This is a genomic window from Micromonospora sp. LOL_021, from assembly GCF_048060215.1.
GTDB lineage: Bacteria > Actinomycetota > Actinomycetes > Mycobacteriales > Micromonosporaceae > Micromonospora_E.
The window spans coordinates 19,967-39,121 of record NZ_JBHMIN010000022.1 but is presented as its reverse complement, the minus strand read 5'-3'; the positions used below and the strand labels follow the sequence as shown (position 1 = coordinate 39,121).

General features: G+C 71.7%; 15 protein-coding genes. 5 read left to right on the top strand and 10 right to left on the bottom strand.

Features of this window, described 5'->3' with window-relative positions:
• Nucleotides 1-118: 118 nt before the first annotated feature.
• From mpgS to ACFHWT_RS16240, 5 genes are all read right to left on the bottom strand, one after another.
• Complete coding sequence (gene mpgS / locus ACFHWT_RS16260; protein WP_416595488.1) at nucleotides 119-1,354, bottom strand: mannosyl-3-phosphoglycerate synthase; 1,236 nt, start codon at nucleotides 1,352-1,354, stop codon at nucleotides 119-121.
• A 176-nt stretch (nucleotides 1,355-1,530) separates the two neighbouring features.
• The gene (ilvC, locus tag ACFHWT_RS16255) at nucleotides 1,531-2,544 is read right to left on the bottom strand and encodes a ketol-acid reductoisomerase (RefSeq protein ID WP_416595486.1); all 1,014 of its coding nucleotides are present in this window, start codon (nucleotides 2,542-2,544) and stop codon (nucleotides 1,531-1,533) included.
• Between the two features lie 103 nt (nucleotides 2,545-2,647).
• A complete protein-coding gene (gene ilvN, locus ACFHWT_RS16250; protein ID WP_416595484.1) occupies nucleotides 2,648-3,163 on the bottom strand; it encodes an acetolactate synthase small subunit in 516 nt (171 codons plus the stop codon).
• Between the two features lie 46 nt (nucleotides 3,164-3,209).
• A complete protein-coding gene (locus tag ACFHWT_RS16245; protein ID WP_416595482.1) occupies nucleotides 3,210-5,102 on the bottom strand; it encodes an acetolactate synthase large subunit in 1,893 nt (630 codons plus the stop codon).
• 197 nt (nucleotides 5,103-5,299) lie between these two features.
• Nucleotides 5,300-7,627: a putative bifunctional diguanylate cyclase/phosphodiesterase gene (locus tag ACFHWT_RS16240; protein ID WP_416595549.1), complete on the bottom strand. Its 2,328-nt coding sequence runs from the start codon at nucleotides 7,625-7,627 to the stop codon at nucleotides 5,300-5,302.
• Between the two features lie 150 nt (nucleotides 7,628-7,777).
• Here ACFHWT_RS16240 and ilvD point away from each other — a divergent pair, with 150 nt between their 5' ends.
• The 3 genes from ilvD (at nucleotide 7,778) to ACFHWT_RS16225 (ending at nucleotide 11,738) form a co-directional block, all read left to right on the top strand.
• Entirely contained in the window at nucleotides 7,778-9,625 is a 1,848-nt protein-coding gene (ilvD, locus tag ACFHWT_RS16235) for a dihydroxy-acid dehydratase (RefSeq protein ID WP_416595480.1), read from the top strand.
• A gap of 90 nt (nucleotides 9,626-9,715) precedes the next feature.
• On the top strand, nucleotides 9,716-10,945 hold the full coding sequence (gene dinB, locus ACFHWT_RS16230) for a DNA polymerase IV (protein ID WP_416595479.1): 1,230 nt from the start codon (nucleotides 9,716-9,718) through the stop codon (nucleotides 10,943-10,945).
• Nucleotides 10,946-11,000: 55 nt separating this feature from the next.
• On the top strand, nucleotides 11,001-11,738 hold the full coding sequence (locus ACFHWT_RS16225) for a carbon-nitrogen hydrolase family protein (RefSeq protein ID WP_416595477.1): 738 nt from the start codon (nucleotides 11,001-11,003) through the stop codon (nucleotides 11,736-11,738).
• A 9-nt stretch (nucleotides 11,739-11,747) separates the two neighbouring features.
• On the opposite strand, the gene ACFHWT_RS16220 is transcribed toward ACFHWT_RS16225, so the two are convergent.
• From ACFHWT_RS16220 to ACFHWT_RS16205, 4 genes are all read right to left on the bottom strand, one after another.
• Complete coding sequence (locus ACFHWT_RS16220) at nucleotides 11,748-12,404, bottom strand: hypothetical protein (RefSeq protein WP_416595475.1); 657 nt, start codon at nucleotides 12,402-12,404, stop codon at nucleotides 11,748-11,750.
• 80 nt (nucleotides 12,405-12,484) lie between these two features.
• Nucleotides 12,485-13,060, bottom strand: a complete 576-nt coding sequence (locus ACFHWT_RS16215; RefSeq protein ID WP_416595473.1) for a GNAT family N-acetyltransferase — start codon at nucleotides 13,058-13,060, stop codon at nucleotides 12,485-12,487.
• Between the two features lie 145 nt (nucleotides 13,061-13,205).
• A complete protein-coding gene (locus ACFHWT_RS16210; protein WP_416595471.1) occupies nucleotides 13,206-14,750 on the bottom strand; it encodes an RNA polymerase sigma factor in 1,545 nt (514 codons plus the stop codon).
• A 37-nt stretch (nucleotides 14,751-14,787) separates the two neighbouring features.
• Entirely contained in the window at nucleotides 14,788-15,609 is an 822-nt protein-coding gene (locus ACFHWT_RS16205; protein ID WP_416595469.1) for a hypothetical protein, read from the bottom strand.
• Nucleotides 15,610-15,927: 318 nt separating this feature from the next.
• Here ACFHWT_RS16205 and ACFHWT_RS16200 point away from each other — a divergent pair, with 318 nt between their 5' ends.
• Together ACFHWT_RS16200 and ACFHWT_RS16195 are read left to right on the top strand one after the other, a co-directional pair.
• Nucleotides 15,928-16,848 carry a helix-turn-helix domain-containing protein gene (locus ACFHWT_RS16200; RefSeq protein ID WP_282234400.1) on the top strand — a complete coding sequence of 307 codons (921 nt, stop codon included), beginning with the start codon at nucleotides 15,928-15,930 and terminating at the stop codon, nucleotides 16,846-16,848.
• Nucleotides 16,845-17,030, top strand: a complete 186-nt coding sequence (locus ACFHWT_RS16195; protein ID WP_278167694.1) for a DUF397 domain-containing protein — start codon at nucleotides 16,845-16,847, stop codon at nucleotides 17,028-17,030. The genes ACFHWT_RS16200 and ACFHWT_RS16195 overlap by 4 nt, the downstream gene beginning before the upstream one ends.
• A 92-nt stretch (nucleotides 17,031-17,122) precedes the next feature.
• Here the strand turns inward: ACFHWT_RS16195 and ACFHWT_RS16190 are convergent, their stop codons facing one another.
• Nucleotides 17,123-19,144, bottom strand: coding sequence for a cellulase family glycosylhydrolase (locus tag ACFHWT_RS16190; RefSeq protein ID WP_416595467.1), 2,022 nt, complete (start codon nucleotides 19,142-19,144; stop codon nucleotides 17,123-17,125).
• Nucleotides 19,145-19,155 lie beyond the last annotated feature (11 nt).

The window sequence follows — 19,155 nt, the reverse complement described above, 5'->3', positions numbered from 1 at the left end:
AGGGCCCTCACAAATCAGACCTAACACCCGCCCCCGGCCAACCGACGTCGTACTCCGCCCGCGCCGCCGGACCGTCAGCCGGCCGCCGCCGGACCGTCAGCCGGCCGGTGCCGGACCGTCAGCCGGCCGCCGCCGGACTGACCGGTTGACGGGGGATCCGGCCGCGGACGATGCCGCCGTCACCGATCTGCCGGAACGTGCCGGCCTCCGCCTCCAGGGTGTCGTAGAGCAGGTCGAAGGCGAGCGAACCGACCGGCGGATAGACCCGTTCGCGGGGCGGCTCGGCGCCCGGCGACAACGCCCCCTGGTCGACCATGAACTCGAGGATCGCCTCGCGGACCGCCGGCAGGCACACCGGGGAGTGGTACAGCACGTTGAGCGCCTGCATCCGCATGCCCTGGACGTGCTCCTCGCCCTTGTTGTCGTGGAAGTGCGGGTTGCGGGTCTCCACCTGCAGCACCGGCACCGAATGCGCCATCACCTCGGGGCTGTCGGTGTCCAGGATGCCGCCGAAGCGTTCGAACAGGTCGACGTACTCGTACGGCTCGACCGCGAAACCGCCGGCCAGCCGCAGTCGCAGGCCGAGGTCGAGACTGAGCGCGTGTTCGCCGGCGTTGCCGGTGGCGATCACCTCGGTGCCGAAGCCGGAGTACTCGGCGATCAGCCGGTTCAGGAACCCGTTGGTGATCTCCGAGCTGCGGCCCCGGCGGCTGAAGAACAGTCGGCCGTCGCGCAGCTTGGGCTTGGAGTGCCAGGAGATCCGGACCATCGAGTACGGGCTGTCGGCCAGGTGCAGGCCGGCGGCGTACACCTTGCAGTATTCGTGGACCGCGCCGGGGACGTAGTTGTCGGCGTCCACGTAGCCGACGTACCGGCGCCCGGTGAGCGCGGCGACCGCCATGCCGATCAGCATGGCCTCGCCCTTGCCGGTGCGGATCAGCCCGCTCTCGTCGATCAACTCCGGCATGCCAGCGGCTTTCAGCGCCGCGGCCAGCCCTGGATCCCGTTGGTGCACGGTGATCGCCGGCCGGTCCGCCGACCGGCAGAACTGCTCGACGGTATGGGCCTCGATTTCATAACGGTCCACCGGCTGCCGGCCGCTGTTCGAGACGAGCACGATCAGGCAGTCGTGCGGAATGCCGGAGAGCACTCCTTCGATCACCCTGCGTGTTTCATTCATGCAGGGTATGACCACCACCATGTCCCGCTCGACGGCCCGGATGTCCTCCTGGGAGACCAGCCCACGGCCGCGGTCACCGGCGACATCCCCCGAGTCCAGCTCGATGACACGCTGAAGCTCATGGATGCGAACGGCCCCGAAGCGCTCCGTGCGGTGCGATTGCTCCAGACGCATGCGGGGCACATTACCCGAGGCGGCCATTAACTACCTGTAACCGTAGGTCAATTATCGGCGTCGGAAACCAACTACCCGAAACCGACCCCAAGCCGCAATCTTCCGGTAACGAAACTCGCCCCGAGATCGGCACAGAGCCCATCACCGATCACTGTCGGTGATGGGCTCTGTCGGCGTCAGGCGGTCTCGGTGATCGGCCGGTCGACCCAGCTCATCATGCCGCGCAGCTTGCGCCCGGTCTCCTCGATCGGGTGCGCCGCGCCCTCGGCCCGCCACTTGGCGAAGTTTGGCCGGCCCGCGTCGTCCTCGGCGATCCACTCCCGGGCGAACTCCCCGGACTGCACCTCGGCGAGGATCTTGCGCATCTCCTCCTTGACCCGGGCGTCGACCACCCGTGGGCCACGGGAGTAGTCGCCGTACTCGGCGGTGTCCGACACGCTGTAGCGCATCCGGGCGATGCCGCCCTCGTACATCAGGTCCACGATCAGCTTGAGCTCGTGCAGGCACTCGAAGTAGGCGATCTCCGGCGCGTAGCCGGCCTCGGTCAGCACCTCGAACCCGGTCTGCACCAGCGCCGACGCGCCGCCGCAGAGCACCGCCTGCTCACCGAACAGGTCGGTCTCGGTCTCCTCCTTGAAAGTGGTCTTGATCACGCCGGCCCGGGTGCCGCCGATCGCCTTGGCGTACGCCAGGGCGAGGCCGAGGGCAGCACCGCTGGCGTCCTGCTCGACCGCGACCAGGCAGGGCACGCCCTTACCGTCGACGTACTGCCGACGGACCAGGTGCCCGGGGCCCTTCGGCGCCACCATCGCCACGTCCACGTCGGCCGGCGGGGTGATGAACCCGTACCGGATGTTCAGCCCGTGGCCGAAGAAGAGCGCCTTGCCCGCGGTCAGGTTCGGTGCGATCGCCTCGGCGTAGAGCGACCGCTGCGCGGTGTCCGGGGCCAGCACCATGATCACGTCGGCCCAGGCCGACGCCTCGGCCGGACCGAGGACCCGCAGCCCTTGCTCCTGCGCCTTGGCCCGGCTCTTGGAGCCCTCCGGCAGGCCGATCACGACGTCGACACCCGAGTCGCGCAGCGACAACGCGTGGGCGTGGCCCTGGCTGCCGTACCCCAGCACGGCGACCTTCCGCCCCTGGATGACGGCCAGGTCGGCGTCGTCGTCGTAGAACACCTCAGCGGTCATGACTTCCCTCTCGTGTGCCCGGCCACGGTGGCCGGCTTCTCCTCGGGCGGCAGCTGCCTGCCGCAGGTCATCAGGGCCGGCAGCCGATGCTGCCGGCCGGCGGTCAGGCGGCGCGCAGCGCCGGCCCGGTGGTGATCGACCGGGAGCCGCGCCCGATCGCGACCAGACCGGACTGCACCATCTCCTTGATGCCGAACGGCTCGAGATCGCGCAGCAACGCGTCCAGCTTGTCGGACGTGCCGGTGGCCTCGACGGTGAGGGTGTCCGGTGCGACGTCCACCACCCGGGCGCGGAACAGGTTCACCGTCTCCAGCACCTGCGACCGCATCGCCCGGTCCGCGCGGACCTTGACCAGCAGCAACTGGCGGGCGACCGACACCGCCGGATCGAGTTCCACGATCTTCAGTACGTTGACCAGCTTGTTCAGCTGCTTGGTCACCTGCTCCAGCGGCGACGAGTCGGCGTCGACGACGATGGTGATCCGGGAGACCTCCGGATTCTCGGTCTCGCCGACCGCCAGTGAGTCGATGTTGAACCCGCGCCGGGAGAACAGTCCGGACACCCGGGCCAGCACCCCGGGCTTGTTCTCCACCAGCACGGAGAGCGTGTGCTTGATCATTTCTTCCTCGTCGTCATCGGATGGGCCGGGTCGTGACAAGTCGTCGTCACAGGTCGTCCTCGTCGAAGGTGGGCCGGACGTCCCGGGCGAACATGATCTCATCGTTGCTGGTGCCGGCGGCGACCATCGGCCAGACCATGGCGTCCTTGCCGACCACGAAGTCGATCACGACCGGGACGTCGTTGATCTCCATCGCGGCGGCGATGGTCTTGTCCACGTCGGCGGCGTTCTCGCAGCGCAGCCCGACGCAGCCGAGCGCCTCGGCGAGCTTGACGAAATCCGGGATGCGGTGCTTGTGGGTGCCCAGGTCGGTGTTGGAGTAGCGCTCGCCGTAGAACAGCGTCTGCCACTGCCGGACCATGCCCAGGTTGCCGTTGTTGATCAGCGCCACCTTGACCGGGATGCCCTCCAGGGCACAGGTGGCCAGCTCCTGGTTGGTCATCTGGAAGCAGCCGTCGCCGTCGACCGCCCAGACCACCGTCTCCGGCTGGCCGACCTTGGCGCCCATCGCGGCCGGGACCGCGTACCCCATCGTGCCCAGCCCACCGGAGTTGAGCCAGGTGTTCGGCTTCTCGTAGGAGATGAACTGGGAGGCCCACATCTGGTGCTGACCGACGCCGGCGACGTAGATGGCGTCCGGTCCGGCCAGCTTGCCGAGCCGCTCGATCACGTACTGCGGGGACAGCGTGCCGTCATCCGGCTCGTCGTAGCCCAGCGGGTAGCGCGCCCGCAGGTCGTCCAGCTGCGCCCACCAGTCGCTGCGGTCGCCGGCCGGGCCGGCGGAGCGGGGCACTCCCGCCGGCCGGCCGGCGGGAGTGCCCCGCTCCGCCGCCGGGTACGCCTCGATCAGCTCGTCGATGACGTGCCGGGCGTCGCCGACGATCGGCACGTCGGCGGTCCGGTTCTTGCCGATCTCGGCCGGGTCGATGTCGGCGTGGACCACCGCCGCGCCGGGAGCGAAGGAATCCAGCTTGCCGGTCACCCGGTCGTCGAACCGGGCGCCGAGCGCCACGATCAGATCCGCCTTCTGCAGCGCGTACACCGCCGCGACGGTGCCGTGCATACCGGGCATACCCAGATGCTGCGGGTGCGAGTCGGGGAAGGCGCCCCGGGCCATCAGCGTGGTGACCACCGGGATGCCGGTCAGTTCGGCGAGCCGGCGCAGCCCTTCGGTGGCCTGCGCCTTGAGCACGCCGCCGCCGACGTAGAGCACCGGACGGCGGGCGCCGGCCATCAGCCGGGCCGCCTCGCGGATCTGCTTGCCGTGCGGGTGCAGGGTGGGCCGGTAGCCGGGCAGGTCCAGCGTGGGCGGCCAGGCGAAGGTGGTCTGCGCCTGCAGCACGTCCTTGGGGATGTCGACCAGCACCGGTCCGGGCCGGCCGGTGGCCGCCAGGTGGAACGCCTCGGCCAGCACCCGGGGGATCTCCTCGCCCGACTGCACCAGATAGTTGTGCTTGGTGATCGGCAGGGTGATGCCCTGGATGTCGGCTTCCTGGAAGGCGTCGGTGCCGATCGACGGGCGGGCCACCTGGCCGGTGATGGCCACGATCGGCACCGAGTCCATGTACGCGTCGGCGATCGGCGTGACCAGGTTGGTGGCGCCCGGACCGGAGGTCGCCATGCACACCCCGACCCGACCGGTCGCCTGGGCGTAACCGGTCGCGGCGTGCCCGGCGCCCTGCTCGTGGCGGACCAGGATGTGCCGCACCGTCGAGTCGTACAGCGGGTCGTAGGCCGGCAGGATCGCCCCACCGGGGATGCCGAACACCACGTCGACGCCGAGTGCCTCCAGGGACCGGACCAGGCAACCCGCGCCGGAGACCGGCACCGGCGGGGCCGGCGGCGGGGTCACGGCGTTGGCGAGGGTGGCCGGGGTCGGCGCGGCCGCCGCGGCCGAGTGCGCGCGGTGGGCGAGGGTCTCGGGCGTGGGTCTCGTCATGACGATTCAGGCCTTCAGCTCAGTGGTCTCGTGACATGGGTCTCGGCGGCGTATCCGGCAGATGGGACCGATCGGCCGGAACCGGCAGGGATTTGGCAATAAAAACGGCCCTCGTGCAGATGCACGGGGCCAGCGCACTCTCGATCGGAGAGTGCGCTCAGGTAAGTACTCGAGACGACAGAGTCAGCGACATGGGGCTAAGCCTGACGCATCTCACGCGATGAGTCAACTGATCTCACATCCTGGGCGGATAACGGCGCCGCACCGGCGCTGGCCTGCTGATCTTCGCCGGAACGGCGGCGGCCGCCGATTCCACGCCGGTTACCGGACGACGTCGCCGCCGACAGCATCGCCTCCAGATGCTCGGCCGGCACCCCCCACCCGAACAGCGCGCCCTGCCCGAACCGGCAACCCGCCTCCACCACGACCGCCAGTTCGGCCTGGTTGGTCACCCCCTCGGCGATGACCTCCAGACCCAACTGGTGCCCGAGCCGCATCACCACGTCGACCATCGGCGCGAACGCCCGCCGCCCCGGCAGCGGCGGCGCTACCGGCCCCTGCTCGGCCACCAGGCTGTGGTCGATCTTGAGAATGTCGATCGGCAGGTTCCGCAGCTGGCCGAGCGACGAATAGCCGGCACCGAAATCGTCCAGGGCGATCCGTACCCCGGTGGCGCGCAGCGCCTTCAGCCGGCGGATCAGCTCCGCGAGGTCCCGGGCGACCGCATGCTCGGTGACCTCCAGCACCAGGCGTTGCGACGGCACCCGGTGCCGTCGCAACGCCTCGTCGACCTGCAGCACGTACTCCGGGGCGTGCAGCTCGTGCGGCGACACGTTGACCGACACCCAGACGTCGTGCCCCTCGGCCAGCCAACGGGACAGCTGCCGGCACGCCTCGTCGAGCACCCAGGCACCCAGCCGGCTGATCATTCCGCACTCCTCGGCCAGCGGGATGAACTCGTCCGGCGGCACCTTGCCCAGCTCCGGATGGTGCCAACGGATCAACGCCTCGGCACCGACCGGCCGTACCGACGGCACCGCCACCACCGGCTGGAAGGCCAGCCGCAGCTCGCCGCGGTCGATCGCGCCGCGCATCTCGTGCTCCAGCCGGACCCGGCGACGCTGGGCCTGGTCGTAGGAGACGTCGTAGCGCTCCACCCGGTTCTTGCCCCGCTGCTTCGCCGAGCGCAGCGCCAGGTCCGCGTTGCGCAGCAACGTCGGTACGTCCTGCGCGGTCGAACAGCAGGCCATCCCGATGCTCGCCGACACGTAGATCGGCCCCTTGTCATGCGGGTACGGCTCGTCGAGGGCGCGCAGGATCCGAACCGCGACACGGTGCGCCTCGTCCGGGTCGGACAACGACAGCAGTACGGCGAACTCGTCGCCGCCCAGCCGGGCGGCCAGCCCTGCCCCGGCCAGCTCGGCGACCAGCCGCCGGCCCACCTCGATCAGCACCGCATCGCCGACGTCGTGACCCCGCATGTCGTTGACCGTCTTGAACCCGTCCAGGTCCAAGGTGAGCAGCCCGCCTTGACGTTGATCGGCGACACAGTCGTACAGCTCACGCAGCAGCGCCCGCCGGTTGGCCAGCCCGGTCAACGGGTCGGTGTGCGCGAGGTTGCGAAAATGGGCCTCACTGGACGCCAGCCGGGCGGCGTACCGACGCACGTCGAGCAGGGCCAGATACTGCCGGCCGACCAGGATGAAGCCCTCCAGGCTGCCGACCGCCACCGCGACAGTGGTGAACTCGCCGCCGCTCGCCACGTGGTAGAACCCGGCGGCGGCCATCACCACCATCGGCAGGAACGCGTAACCGGCCCCGCGCGGCACCAGGCCAGCCGGCGCGCTACCGCCACACCCCGGCCGTCCCCCACCGAGCCAGATCAGGGTCAGGCCGACCGGCAACCCGACGGCAGCGGCCAGGACGAGCCCCACACCGTACTGGCAGATGCCCGCCGCCGTGCCGATGCCGCTGAGCCCGATCAGCACGGCGCCGGCACCGCCGAGCAGCGGGCCGGTCGGATGCCGGCCGCTGTGCAGCGCGGTCATCACCGCCACCCCGGTGATCGCGGCGACCGTGGCGGTGGCCAGCAGGATCGCCGGGCAGACGGCCGGGGTGGCGGCACCCAGCAGCCGGGTCGGTGGGGCGACCAGCACCCAGCCGGTGAACCACAGCGCCGCACCGACCGCCAGGCAGTCGAGCAGGTGGCGGGCGGTCGGCGCGGACCGCCCGGCGATGTCCGGCAGCCGCAGCAGGCCCCAGATCAGCAGCAGCCCGCCGAGCGCGCAGCCGACCGCGACGACCGTGGCGAGCAGGCTCCGCTGGGGCTGTTGCCGATCCCACTCGGCGGTCATCGTCACGGCGCCGACCAGCCCGGCGAGCACGCTGACGGTGGTCAGCCCGGCGCCGACCGCGAGCAGCCGGTGGGCCCGGCCGGACGCCCCGTCCCGACGGCGGGCCACGACGAACAACCATCCCGCGCCCAGCGCAGCCGCGAGCCCACTCGCCAGCGCGAGCGCCTGCATGCCCGAGGGGAGGTGCACGGCACAACTCTGCCGGATCGGCGCCGGGTCGTGGTGCCGGGGTGCGGGTTTGCCGGCAGCAAACATCCCGACACGTGAAACGCGACACGGCTGACATCGTCTGCCCGGCAACCGTGGTGTAACACTTGTCGAATGCCTGAGCTGCGGTCGAGGACCTCCACCCACGGTCGGACGATGGCCGGCGCCCGGGCCCTGTGGCGGGCCACCGGGATGACCGACGACGACTTCGGCAAGCCGATCGTCGCCATCGCCAACAGCTTCACCCAGTTCGTGCCCGGCCACGTACATCTGAAGGACCTCGGCGGGCTGGTCGCCGACGCGGTGGCCGACGCCGGCGGGGTCGGGCGCGAGTTCAACACCATCGCCGTCGACGACGGCATCGCCATGGGCCACGGCGGCATGCTCTACTCGCTGCCCAGCCGGGAGCTGATCGCCGACGCCGTCGAGTACATGGTCAACGCGCACTGCGCCGACGCGCTGGTCTGCATCTCGAACTGCGACAAGATCACCCCGGGGATGCTGCTCGCCGCGCTGCGGCTGAACATCCCGACCGTGTTCGTCTCCGGCGGCCCGATGGAGGCCGGCAAGACCGTCGCCGTCGAGGGCGTCGTGCACGCCAAGCTCGACCTGATCGACGCGATGATCGCCGCGTCGAACGACGCCGTCACCGACGCCCAGCTCGACACCATCGAGCGGTCCGCCTGCCCGACCTGCGGCTCCTGCTCGGGCATGTTCACCGCCAACTCGATGAACTGTCTCACCGAGGCAGTCGGGCTGGCGCTGCCGGGCAACGGCTCGGTGCTGGCCACCCACGCCGCCCGCAAGTCGCTGTTCGTCGAGGCCGGCCGGACCGTCGTGGAGATCGCCAAGCGGTGGTACGACGGCGACGACGCCTCGGTGCTGCCCCGCGCCGTCGCCAGCCGGGCCGCGTTCGAGAACGCGGTGGCCCTGGACGTGGCGATGGGCGGTTCCACCAACACGGTGCTGCACCTGCTGGCCGCCGCCCGTGAGGCCGAGCTGGACTTCGGCGTCGCCGACATCGACGACATCTCCCGCCGGGTGCCCTGCCTGGCCAAGGTCGCCCCGAACACGCCGAAGTACCACATGGAGGACGTGCACCGGGCCGGCGGCATCCCGGCGATCCTCGGCGAACTGGACCGGGCCGGCGCGCTGCGTCGCGACGTGCACGCCGTGCACTCACCGTCGCTGACCCGGTGGCTGGCCGACTGGGACATCCGCGGCGGCAGCGCCACCGACGAGGCGGTCGAGCTGTTTCACGCCGCGCCCGGCGGGGTGCGCACCACCGAACCGTTCTCCACCACCAACCGCTGGTCCAGCCTGGACACCGACGCGGCGCAGGGCTGCATCCGTGACGTGGCGCACGCGTACTCCGCCGACGGCGGACTGGCGATCCTGCACGGCAACCTGGCCCCGCAGGGCGCGGTGGTCAAGACCGCCGGGGTGCCCGACGACTGTCTGACCTTCCGCGGCCCGGCCAAGGTGTACGAGTCGCAGGAGGACACCGTCTCGGCGATCCTGGCCGGCGAGGTGGTCGCCGGTGACGTGGTGGTGGTCCGCTACGAGGGCCCCAAGGGCGGGCCGGGCATGCAGGAGATGCTCTACCCGACCTCGTTCCTGAAGGGCCGCGGCCTCGGCCGGGCCTGCGCGCTGATCACCGACGGCCGGTTCTCCGGCGGCACCTCGGGGCTGTCCATCGGGCACGCCTCCCCCGAGGCCGCCTCCGGTGGGCTGATCGCCCTGGTCGAGCCGGGCGACGAGATCGTCATCGACATCCCGGCCCGCCGGCTGGAGCTGAACGTGCCCGACGAGGTGCTGCAGGCCCGCCGGATCGCCCAGGAGAAGCGGGACCGCCCGTACACCCCGGTCGACCGGCAGCGGCCGGTGTCGGCGGCGCTGCGGGCGTACGCCTCGATGGCCACCTCGGCCAGCGACGGCGCGTACCGCCTCGTCCCGGACTGATCCGCCGCCACCCGCGGTGACCCGCCGCCGATTCGGGGGCGTCTCCGCAGCTCACACCCGTTGGTCGAACATCTGTGCGATGATGACCCGGTGGCGGGTGAGGCCAGCATCCTGCACGCCGACCTGGACGCGTTCTACGCCTCGGTCGAGCAGCGCGACGACCCCCGGCTGCGCGGCCGGCCGGTGATCGTCGGCACCGGGGTGGTGCTGGCCGCCAGCTACCAGGCCAAGGCACGCGGCGTACGGACCGCGATGCCCGCCCGACGGGCCCGGCTGATCTGCCCGGAGGCGGTGGTGGTGCCGCCCCGGATGGCGGCCTACACGGCGGCCAGCCGGGCGGTGTTCGACGTGTTCCGGCAGACCACACCGCTGGTCGAGCCGCTCTCCATCGACGAGGCGTTCCTCGACGTCGGCGGGCTGCGCCGGCTCGTCGGAGCGCCGGCCGACATCGCCGCCCGGCTGCGGGTCGCGGTCCGCGACCGGGTCGGACTGCCGATCACCGTCGGGGTGGCCCGGACCAAGTTCCTGGCCAAGGTGGCCAGCGGCGTCGCCAAACCGGACGGGCTGCTGGTGGTGCCGCCCGACGAGGAGGTGGCGTTCCTGCACCCGCTGCCGGTCGAACGGCTCTGGGGCGTCGGCCCGGTCACCGCCGGCAAACTGCGCGAACGCGGCATCACCACGGTCGGCCGGGTGGCCGGCCTCGGTGAGGCCGCGCTGGTCAGCATCGTCGGCGCCGCCGCCGGCCGGCACCTGCACGCCCTCGCCCACAACCAGGACCCGCGCCGGGTCCAGACCGGCGGCCGACGCGGCTCGATCGGCTCCCAGCAGGCGTTGGGCCGGGCCAGCCGGGACCCGGCCGACGTGGACGCACTCCTCGCCGGGCTGGTCGACCGGGTCGGCCGCCGGATGCGGGCCGCCGGGCGCACCGGCCGGACGGTCACCCTGCGGCTGCGGTTCGGCGACTTCACCCGCGCCACCCGCGCCCACACCCTGCCCCGGGCCACCGCCCAGACGTCGACCCTCCTGGACACCGCCCGCGACCTGCTGACCGCCGCCGGACCGATGATCCGCGAACGCGGGCTGACCCTGGTCGGCGTCTCGGTCGGCAACCTCGACGACGGGCAGGCCACCCAGCTGGCGTTGCCCCTCGGACCGGCCGACGCCGCACCGCAGGCAGAAGCACCCCAACCCGGCGGTCGGCAGGAGAGCCTGGACGCCGCGCTCGACGCGGTCCGCGACCGGTTCGGGTCCAGCGCGGTCAACCGGGCGGTGCTGCTCGGCCGCGACCTCGGCCCCGCCGCCCCACTGCTGCCGGACTGACCCGGCCCTGGCAGCGACGGCCCGTGTCAGGCCGGCCTCGGAGCTAGCATCAGGCATGCGCGGTCCCCTCACCCTCACCGTGGCCCAGCCGCCGACCGTCGGGCATGACGTGGCGGCCAACGCGCTCGCCCACGCCGACGCGGTCCGGACCGCCGGCGCGATGCGGGACGGTGACGCACAGCCAGCCGCCGGCCAGGTGGTGCTGTTCCCGGAGATGTCGCTGACCGGCTACGAACTCGACGCGGCACCGGTCGACCCCGACGATGCCCGGCTCGCCCCGATCGTCGACGCCTGCCGCGAAACCGGCAGCCTCGCGCTGGTCGGCGCGCCGGTCACCGGCGACAAGGGACACCGGCACATCGGCGTACTCGCGGTCGACGGCGGCGGTGCGCGGGTGGCGTACCGGAAGATGTTCCTCGGCGGCGCGGAGCCGGCGCACTTCACGCCGGGGCCGACCCCGACGGTGGTCGAGGTCGCCGGCTGGCGGCTCGGCCTGGCCGTCTGCAAGGACACCGGGGTGCCCGAGCACGCCGCCGCGACCGCCGCGCTCGGCATCGACGCCTACCTGGCTGGTGCGGTCGACGCGCCCCACGAATCGGTCGTCCAGCAGCAACGGGCCGCCCGGATCACCGCCGCGCACCGGGTCCGGGTGGCGATCGCCAGCTTCGCCGGCGGCACCGGCGGCGGGTACACCGAAACGGCCGGCCGGTCCCGGATCTGGGCCTCGGACGGGCAGGTGGTCGCCGAGGTCGGCCCGCAGCCCGGTGAGCTGGCCCGGGCCACCTTCAGCTGAGGCCACCGGTCAGTGAGCCGGTCGGTCGACGCCGCCCGGTCGATCGGTCGGCGCCACTCGATTGGTCGGCGCCACTCGATTGGTCGGCGCCGCTGCCGGCCACAGCTCGACGGCACCGGCCGCCGCCTGCCGGATCAACTCACCGGACACCTCCACCCGGCTGTGCGGGATGTCCCGCGCCGGCCAGGCGCACCCCACCGTCACCGGACCGTCCGGCGGCAGCGGCCACACCCAGAAGCGGGCGTCGTGCCGCTGCTGGTCGGTGCTGGCCGCCACGGGCGACAGCAGCGGGCCGGCGGGTTCACGGTCGGCCGGCACCGTGCTCCGGTGCAGGCTGCTCAACGCCGTCCCGTCAGCGAACCGGACCATCACCTGCAGGCCGCCGACCCCGTCGACCGGGGTACGCGGCCGGGCCGCCCCCGACGCAGCGGCGGCCGGCTCCCGCGCCGGACCGGCGGCGGTGGCCGGTTCCGGGGCCCGCAGGATCGCGCTGATGCCGAACTCGAAACCTGTCGGGTACGCCAGCAGACTGGTCAGGATCACCGCGGCCTGATCGCTACGGGCCAGCAACAGTTGCCCGGCGACCACACCGCCGAGCACCGCCACCGGGCGGGCCAGCCACGGCTGGGGGGCATCAGACGCCGGTGCGGAATCTGCCGTTTCCATCGATAAACCATGCCATGGATCGAACCTAGCCCACGTCACCGCACCGCCCGGTCCGGCGACCCCACCAGCTGATGTCAGGGTCAGCGGATCCGCTGGCTGAGGATCTGGCCTGGCCACGGGCCGTCCGGCTGGTCGATGGTGAACGGCTCCGCGGCGGTGAACCCGGCCCGCTCGTAGTAGCGGACCAACGCCCGGTCGCCGCCGGCGTAGCAGTCGACCCGCAACAGGGTCGCGCCGCGTTCGACGGCGAGCGTCCGAGCCCGGTCCAGTAGCGCCTGGCCGACCCCTCGACCGGCCCACGACCGGTCGGTGACCAGCAGGTTCACGTACAGTTCGGGTTCGTTGACCGGCGGCGCGTAGGACCGGGCCGTGCCGACGGCGAGCGCCCCGACGACCCGCTCACCACCGTCGCCGGTCGGCACGCAGGCCAGCACCAGGCCGCTCTCCTTCGCCCACCCGGTGACCATCGCGATCCGACGCGGGTCGGTCGACTGCGGTTCGGTCCCCCACTGACCGGTACGGCCGTGTTCGGCCAGCCAGCGGACCGCGTCGTCGAGCAGCGCGAGGACCGCCGGGACGTCCGCCTGAGTGCCGGCCCGGTGGTAGATCCGACCCTGGTCGTCGAAGCGGTCGCCGCCGTCGGTGTCACGTTGCATGCCGGACATCCTGCCGTCTCGGCCGAGGTGACGTCGACCGGGCAGGACGTCGATCACAGACCCTTGCCCGCCGGGCACATCGACGCCGGTCTTCCCTGGTCAAGGCGATGCCTCTCGCCGGTCCAGCGCGGCGCCTCCCCACTGGTCAGCGCGGCACCGGGCACGGGTTGGCTGCCGGGTACGGGCCGGCACCGGCCCGCCGCCCGTCAGCTGCCACGACGATGACCTGCCAGGCGACCGATGCGACGGCCATCCGCCAGACCTGCCCGGTCGCGGTGTCCCCGGAGACGGTCATCGCCACCTCGCCGCCCCGCGCCGGCACCCCGCCCTGCGCGGCGATGCCACCCGGGCCGCCGGCACCGGGTCCGGACGTCGGATCCGGGTCGGTTCCCGGCCCTTGCGTGGGAGCCGTGGTCGGCGGCTGCGTCGGACCGGCCGCGCCGCCGGTCCAGGTGAGCACCGCCGACTCAAGGGTGCCGCCGGTGACGGTGGCGACCACGGTCAGCTGGTAGCGGCTGGATCCGGTGCAGGAGACCCGCGCCGCGGCCTGGACCGTCAGCGACGGCGCCGGTTCGGCGGGGCCGGTCGGCTCGGGAGCGCCGCCCGCCGACGCGGTCGGCAGCGTCGGCGTCGGCGGTGCCGGTTCGCCCGGGGTGGTCGGCGGTGCGCTGCTGGCCGACGGCGCGGGCGGTAGCGCGGCCAGGCCCGGCGACCCGGCCGGCACCGGCCGGGCGGTGTCGTCGACCGCTCCCAGCCGGGGCACCACCACGGCACCGCCGATCAGCAGGGCCAGCACAGCGACCGCCGCCAGGCCGGCCAGCAGCCGATTTCGACGCGGCCTGCCCCGGCGGGGGAACCCGGTGGCCGGGTCGAACCGGCCGGCCCGCTGCTCGATCCGCGCCCGGGCCGCCGCCTCCCCGGCGTCAGCGCTGGTCAGCTGCAGCCGGGGCCAGAGTTCCGCCGGTACGACGAGCATCGGCAGGGTCGCGTACGCGGAGAACAACGCGGCCGGGCTGACCTGCCGGCGGCGACGCTCGGCGCAGGTCGGGCAGGATTCGAGGTGCCGGCTGACCCGTTTGCGCAGCAACACGGTGAGGGTGCCGTCCCAGCCCTGCAGCAGCTCACCGAGCGTCGGGCAGTCGTCGGCACCGGTTCGGGCCACCAGCAGCGCGCCGATGGCCCGTTCGAGTTGGGCCCGGGCCCGGGACAGCCGGGCGTGCGCGTGGCTGTCGGAGACCCCCAGTACGGCACCGACGTCGGCGGCGGACAGGTCGTGCCGGATGGCGAGCTCGATCACCTGCCGGTCACCGGGGTTCAGCCCGGCAGCGGCCGACCGGACCAGCTCCTGCAGCTGTTCGGCACCGAGCCCGGTGACCGGGTCTACCGGCGTGGCGGGCAGTTCGCCCACGTCGTCCAGCGGCAGCTGCCGTCGCCGGCCACGGATGACCCGCAGGCACTCGTTGCGGGCGATGGCGTACAGCCACGGGCGCAGCCGCTCCGGGTCGCGCAGCTGCGCCGCCCGCTGATTGGCCAGGACGAACGTGTCGTGGACGGCGTCGGCCGCGCCGTCCGCGTCGCGCAGCACGAACCGGCAGTACGTGTACAGCCGGTCGGCGTACGTGCGGTAGGCACGGTCGAGGCCGCGCGGGTCACCGGCGACCAGCGCGGCCACGATGGCGCGATCGTCCACCCGGGCAATGCTAGGCGGCGCGATCCAGGCCGGATCGTCACTGTCGCCAATACTCCAGTTGATAGCGCGACGGGTCGGGCTGCCCGTTGCCGTGGCCGATGAGGCAGAGCCGGGTGTTGCCGGCCGCGACCAGCCGGGCCCGTTCGGCGTCGGCCGCACTGGCCAGGAAGAGCAGCGGGGTGGCCGCGGCCCGCAGCCCCCAGCCGTCGCCGTCGGGTCCGTGCACCGCCAGCTCCGCCGGGTCGTACGTGATGCAGTCGAAGTGCGGAGCGGGGCCGAACGGCAGCCCGGACGGGCTCTGGAAGTAGGTGATGATGTAACGGTGCCGGTCGGCGCGGTCGTTGTCCCGGCCGATGAAGCAGAGCCGGGTCCAGTTGCGGGCCACTTTGACGCCGTCCTCGGCGTCGGTCTTGGTGGCGAAGAGCTTGATGGCGTGACCGCCGTCGCGCATCCGCCACGCGTCGCCGCTCTGCTCGATCGTCAGGTTCGCCGGGTCGTACGTTACGCAGTCCTCGGCGGCCGGCTGCACGGTTGGCACCGGTTCACCGTCGTCACCGCCGTCACCGGAACTCCCACCGTCGGGGTGGTCAGGATCGTCGCCGGTGCCGCCGGTCTGCGGCTCGCCGCTACCAGCCGTCCCGCTGTCGCCGCCCCCGGTCGGCGCGCCACCGAGCCCTGCTGCCCCGGACGCCTGGCCACCGTCTGACGCTGCGCCGACTCGCCCGGCCCCGGACGGGCCGCAGGCCGCCAACACCACCGCGAGCAGCACGCCCAGGACGGCGGCGGCGGCGAAGGTGACGGTGCCCCACCGCCAGGTCGACCGCCGCGCCAGCACCCCGAACTTGGTCGTGTAGATCATCTGGTCCTCCAGCCTCTCCCTCTCCGTGCCGGGTGAGTCGACGCCCAACCGGGTCCCGGCCCGCCCGGGGCACGGGACGTCCGGCGACGTCGCCGGACACGGGTGAGAGGCGGCGGCCGGCCGAGGACCAACAACTTTTCGCCGGCCCGTCAGCCGGTCGTGCCGCCGGCGGGTCAGCCAGATGTGCGGCTGACCTGCTGGTGAAGTGCCCGTGCCAGCTCCCCGGACCCAAGGTGTCTCCGCGATCTTGATGCCACAGGTGCATCATGATTCACCTCTGGCATCAAGCTCGACGAGCATCTCCAATCCGGAACGGAATTGGACGAAGATGATCAATACAAGTTTCGTCTCCACCCTGGACTATGTGGGCACGACGGGAGAAGATACCGGCACGCAAGGCAGTCGATTCCTGGTAGGAAGCTGCCCCGATACGGGCCGGAAGGACAAGCAGCAGTGAGCAGCAACGGCATTCCGCAGGTGCTCAGGTTTCTTCGTTCACTCAATGGCGGCATGACACAGGAGCAGTTGGCGCAGCGACTAAGCGTCTCGACGTCGTTGATCGCCAAGTTCGAAACCGGTCGACAGATACCGATGCCCGACACGGCAGACCACATCGATCAGGTATTCAGCAGCGCCCCGCTGATCAAGGAACTCTCCGAGAACGCCCGCAAGAGCATCCCGCCAGAGTGGTTCCGGGCGCTACCGGAGTTGGAGCAGGAGGCCTCCGCGATTCGGCGGTACGAGTGCCAGATCATCCCTGGACTGCTCCAGACGGAAGCGTACGCCCGGGCCATCCTGCACAGCGGCCTGCTAACTCCCGCTAAGGCCGACGAGTACCTCGCTCTCAGGATGACGCGACAGGCCGCCGTGTTCGAGCGGGAGGAGCCGCCGGTGTGTCAGTTCATCATTGACGAGGACGGACTTCGCCGGGGAGACCCCGTGATCATGCGGGAGCAATTGGAGCACATCGCCGAGATGAGCACCCGGTCGCGGGTGCTGGTGCAGGTGGCCCCGGTTTCCGCCGGCTTGCATCCCGGGCAGAACGGGCCGTTCATGCTCGCCAGCATGGCCGAGACCGGCGGCACCGTCGGCTATGTCGACGACCAGTTGGAGGGCCGCCTGGTGACCGATCCGAAGCGGGTTGCCACCCTCGAACAGGCCTGGCAGGCTCTGAGTGGTGTTGCGTTGCCGCGCGACCAGTCGCGAGACATGATCTTGAAGTTGGTGAAGGAACTATGACCGAGCCGGCGTGGCGCAAGTCCAGCCGCAGCAACAGCAACGGAAGCGACTGTGTCGAGGTGGCGGACAACCTTCCCGGTCGCATCCTGGTCCGCGACAGCAAGGACCAGGGCGGTCCCACGCTCGCCTTCGGCCCGACCGCCTGGCGCTCCTTCGTCGCTGAGGCACCCACGCTCCGCTGAGCCGTAGGATCAGCAGGTCAGCAACGACGTGACGAGCCCCGGCCCCACGCCGACGGGGCCGGGGCTCGACGCGTACCGGTGACCGCGCCGTCCTACTCGACCCGGATGTTGTCGAGGTGGACAGAGCCCGGGTTGACGTAGACGTAGAGCTCCCGCACGTCGGCCAGCGCCTCGGCATCACACGACATCTCGGTCAGCAGGTCGATCTCGGCGGTGCCGGTCCAGTCCTGGTTCAGCCAGGTGAACGTCGACTGGCACCAGGTGTAGGACGGACCGGTCTGCACCGCGATCGCCGCGTTGGTGCCCGCCGACGGGTCGGTACGCAGGTCGTACTTGAGGGTCACCCGGCCGGACAGGTCGACCGGCTCGACGAACGACGTACCGAACCAGCCGCCGTCGACCGAGTCGACCCGCAGCCCGTACGACCCGTCGGTGGCGAACGTGTCCGACTGGGCGACGCTGCCGATGCCCGGCTCCCACGACGGCGGCCCCCAACCGTCGGTGCCGGTCTCGAACGAGAACAGCGTCTGCACCCCGGCCGGGTCCGGCTTCACGGTGACCACCAGGTCCGCGACGTTCGAGACGCGCCACGCCCGGTCCCACACCCGGTACCGGGCGCTGGCCCGGCCGGCGAAGCCGTCCGCCGGGGTGAAGGTGACCACACCGTCGTCGCCGAGCGTGAACTCCCCGCCCTCGACGCTGACCTGCTTCTGCTGGCCGCGTTCCGTCGGGTCCAAGTCGATGGTGGCGGCTCGCACCGTACCCCGCCAGGCGATGTCGTTGGCCGTCGGCCGCAGCGTCGCGACCTGGCCGAACTCGACGGTGGTGGTGTCGTGGTCAGCGACCGGCGGCCACGGCCTGCGGTCGCCGCGCGCCGCCGCGCCCGCGTTGGACAACGTGGTGCAGACCGGGCTCGGGCAGTAGACGGTGTAACCGTCGTAGTCCGGGTAGCGGCTGCCGTCGTCCTGCACGCCGGAGAGGATCCAGTAGAGGAAACCGCTGGTGCCGCCGGCGATCGCCGCGTCGGTCCACTCCCGGTAGACGACGTTGCGGGTCGACTTGTCGTGGATGCCGAACTCGCCGAGCATCACCGGCTTGCGGACCTTCTTCGCCTCGTGGGCGTGCCGGGTGATCCACTCGGTGCCCCAGGCGGCGTCCTTGCCCCAGTGGTCCGGGTAGAGGTGGTAGGAGACGACGTCGACGGCGGGCAGCCTGCTCAACGCGACGCTGTCCACCCCTTCGCCGCAGTTGGTGGTCCAGTCGGCGCTGGTCGGATCGTCGCAGAAGAAGCCCTCGTCGCCGACGCTGACCAACTGCCGGGGCGCGGTCGACTTGACGTGCCGGGTCATCTCGTCAGCCCAGCCGGTCAGCGTGTCGGTGGTGCAGTCCGGTGAGGTCGGGTAGACGCCGGATCCCTTGCAGCGTGGTTCGTTGCCCAGCTCCCAGGTCATCACCGTCGGGTCGTCCTTGTACCTGACCCCGGTGATGGTGTTGGTGCGGTTCAGTACGTGCGAGATCCAGTCGGAGTACCAGCCGCGGATCACCGGGTCGGTGTAGAACTCGTCGTGGTACTGCCCACCGCGCCAGCGGACATACTGGTCCATGCCGCCGAAGTCGCGCCAGTTGTTGGTCAGCGGAACGACCAGTTTGATGCCGGCTTCGCGGGCGGCGGCGAGGACGTAGTCGAGGCGTTGCAGGCCGTCCGGGCCGTCGTTGTACGCCGGCCGTTCGCCGTCGAAGTACTGGAAGTAGACACCGTCGGCCGGGCCGGCGACCGAGTCGGAACCGTCGGCGTTGCCGATGTCGAGAAATCCCCAGGTACGCAGCACGGTGAACCCGGCTGCCTTCGCGTCGGCGAACACGTCGTCGACCATCGTCGGCGACTTGTACATCAGGTAGTAGTTGTTGCTGCCGGCGAACCGGAACTTCCGGCCGTCGAGTGTGAGGTCGTCGCCGTGCCGGGTGACGAATCCGGCGGTCGGCTGACCAGGCGTACCGGGATGACCGGGATGACCGGGACGGTGGGCCGGCGGTGCGGCCTGGGCCGGGGCTGCCGCTGCGGTGAGCAGCAGCCCGGCCAGTGCCAGCAGCAGGCCGGCGGAGCGTGGGCGCATTACGGGGTTCT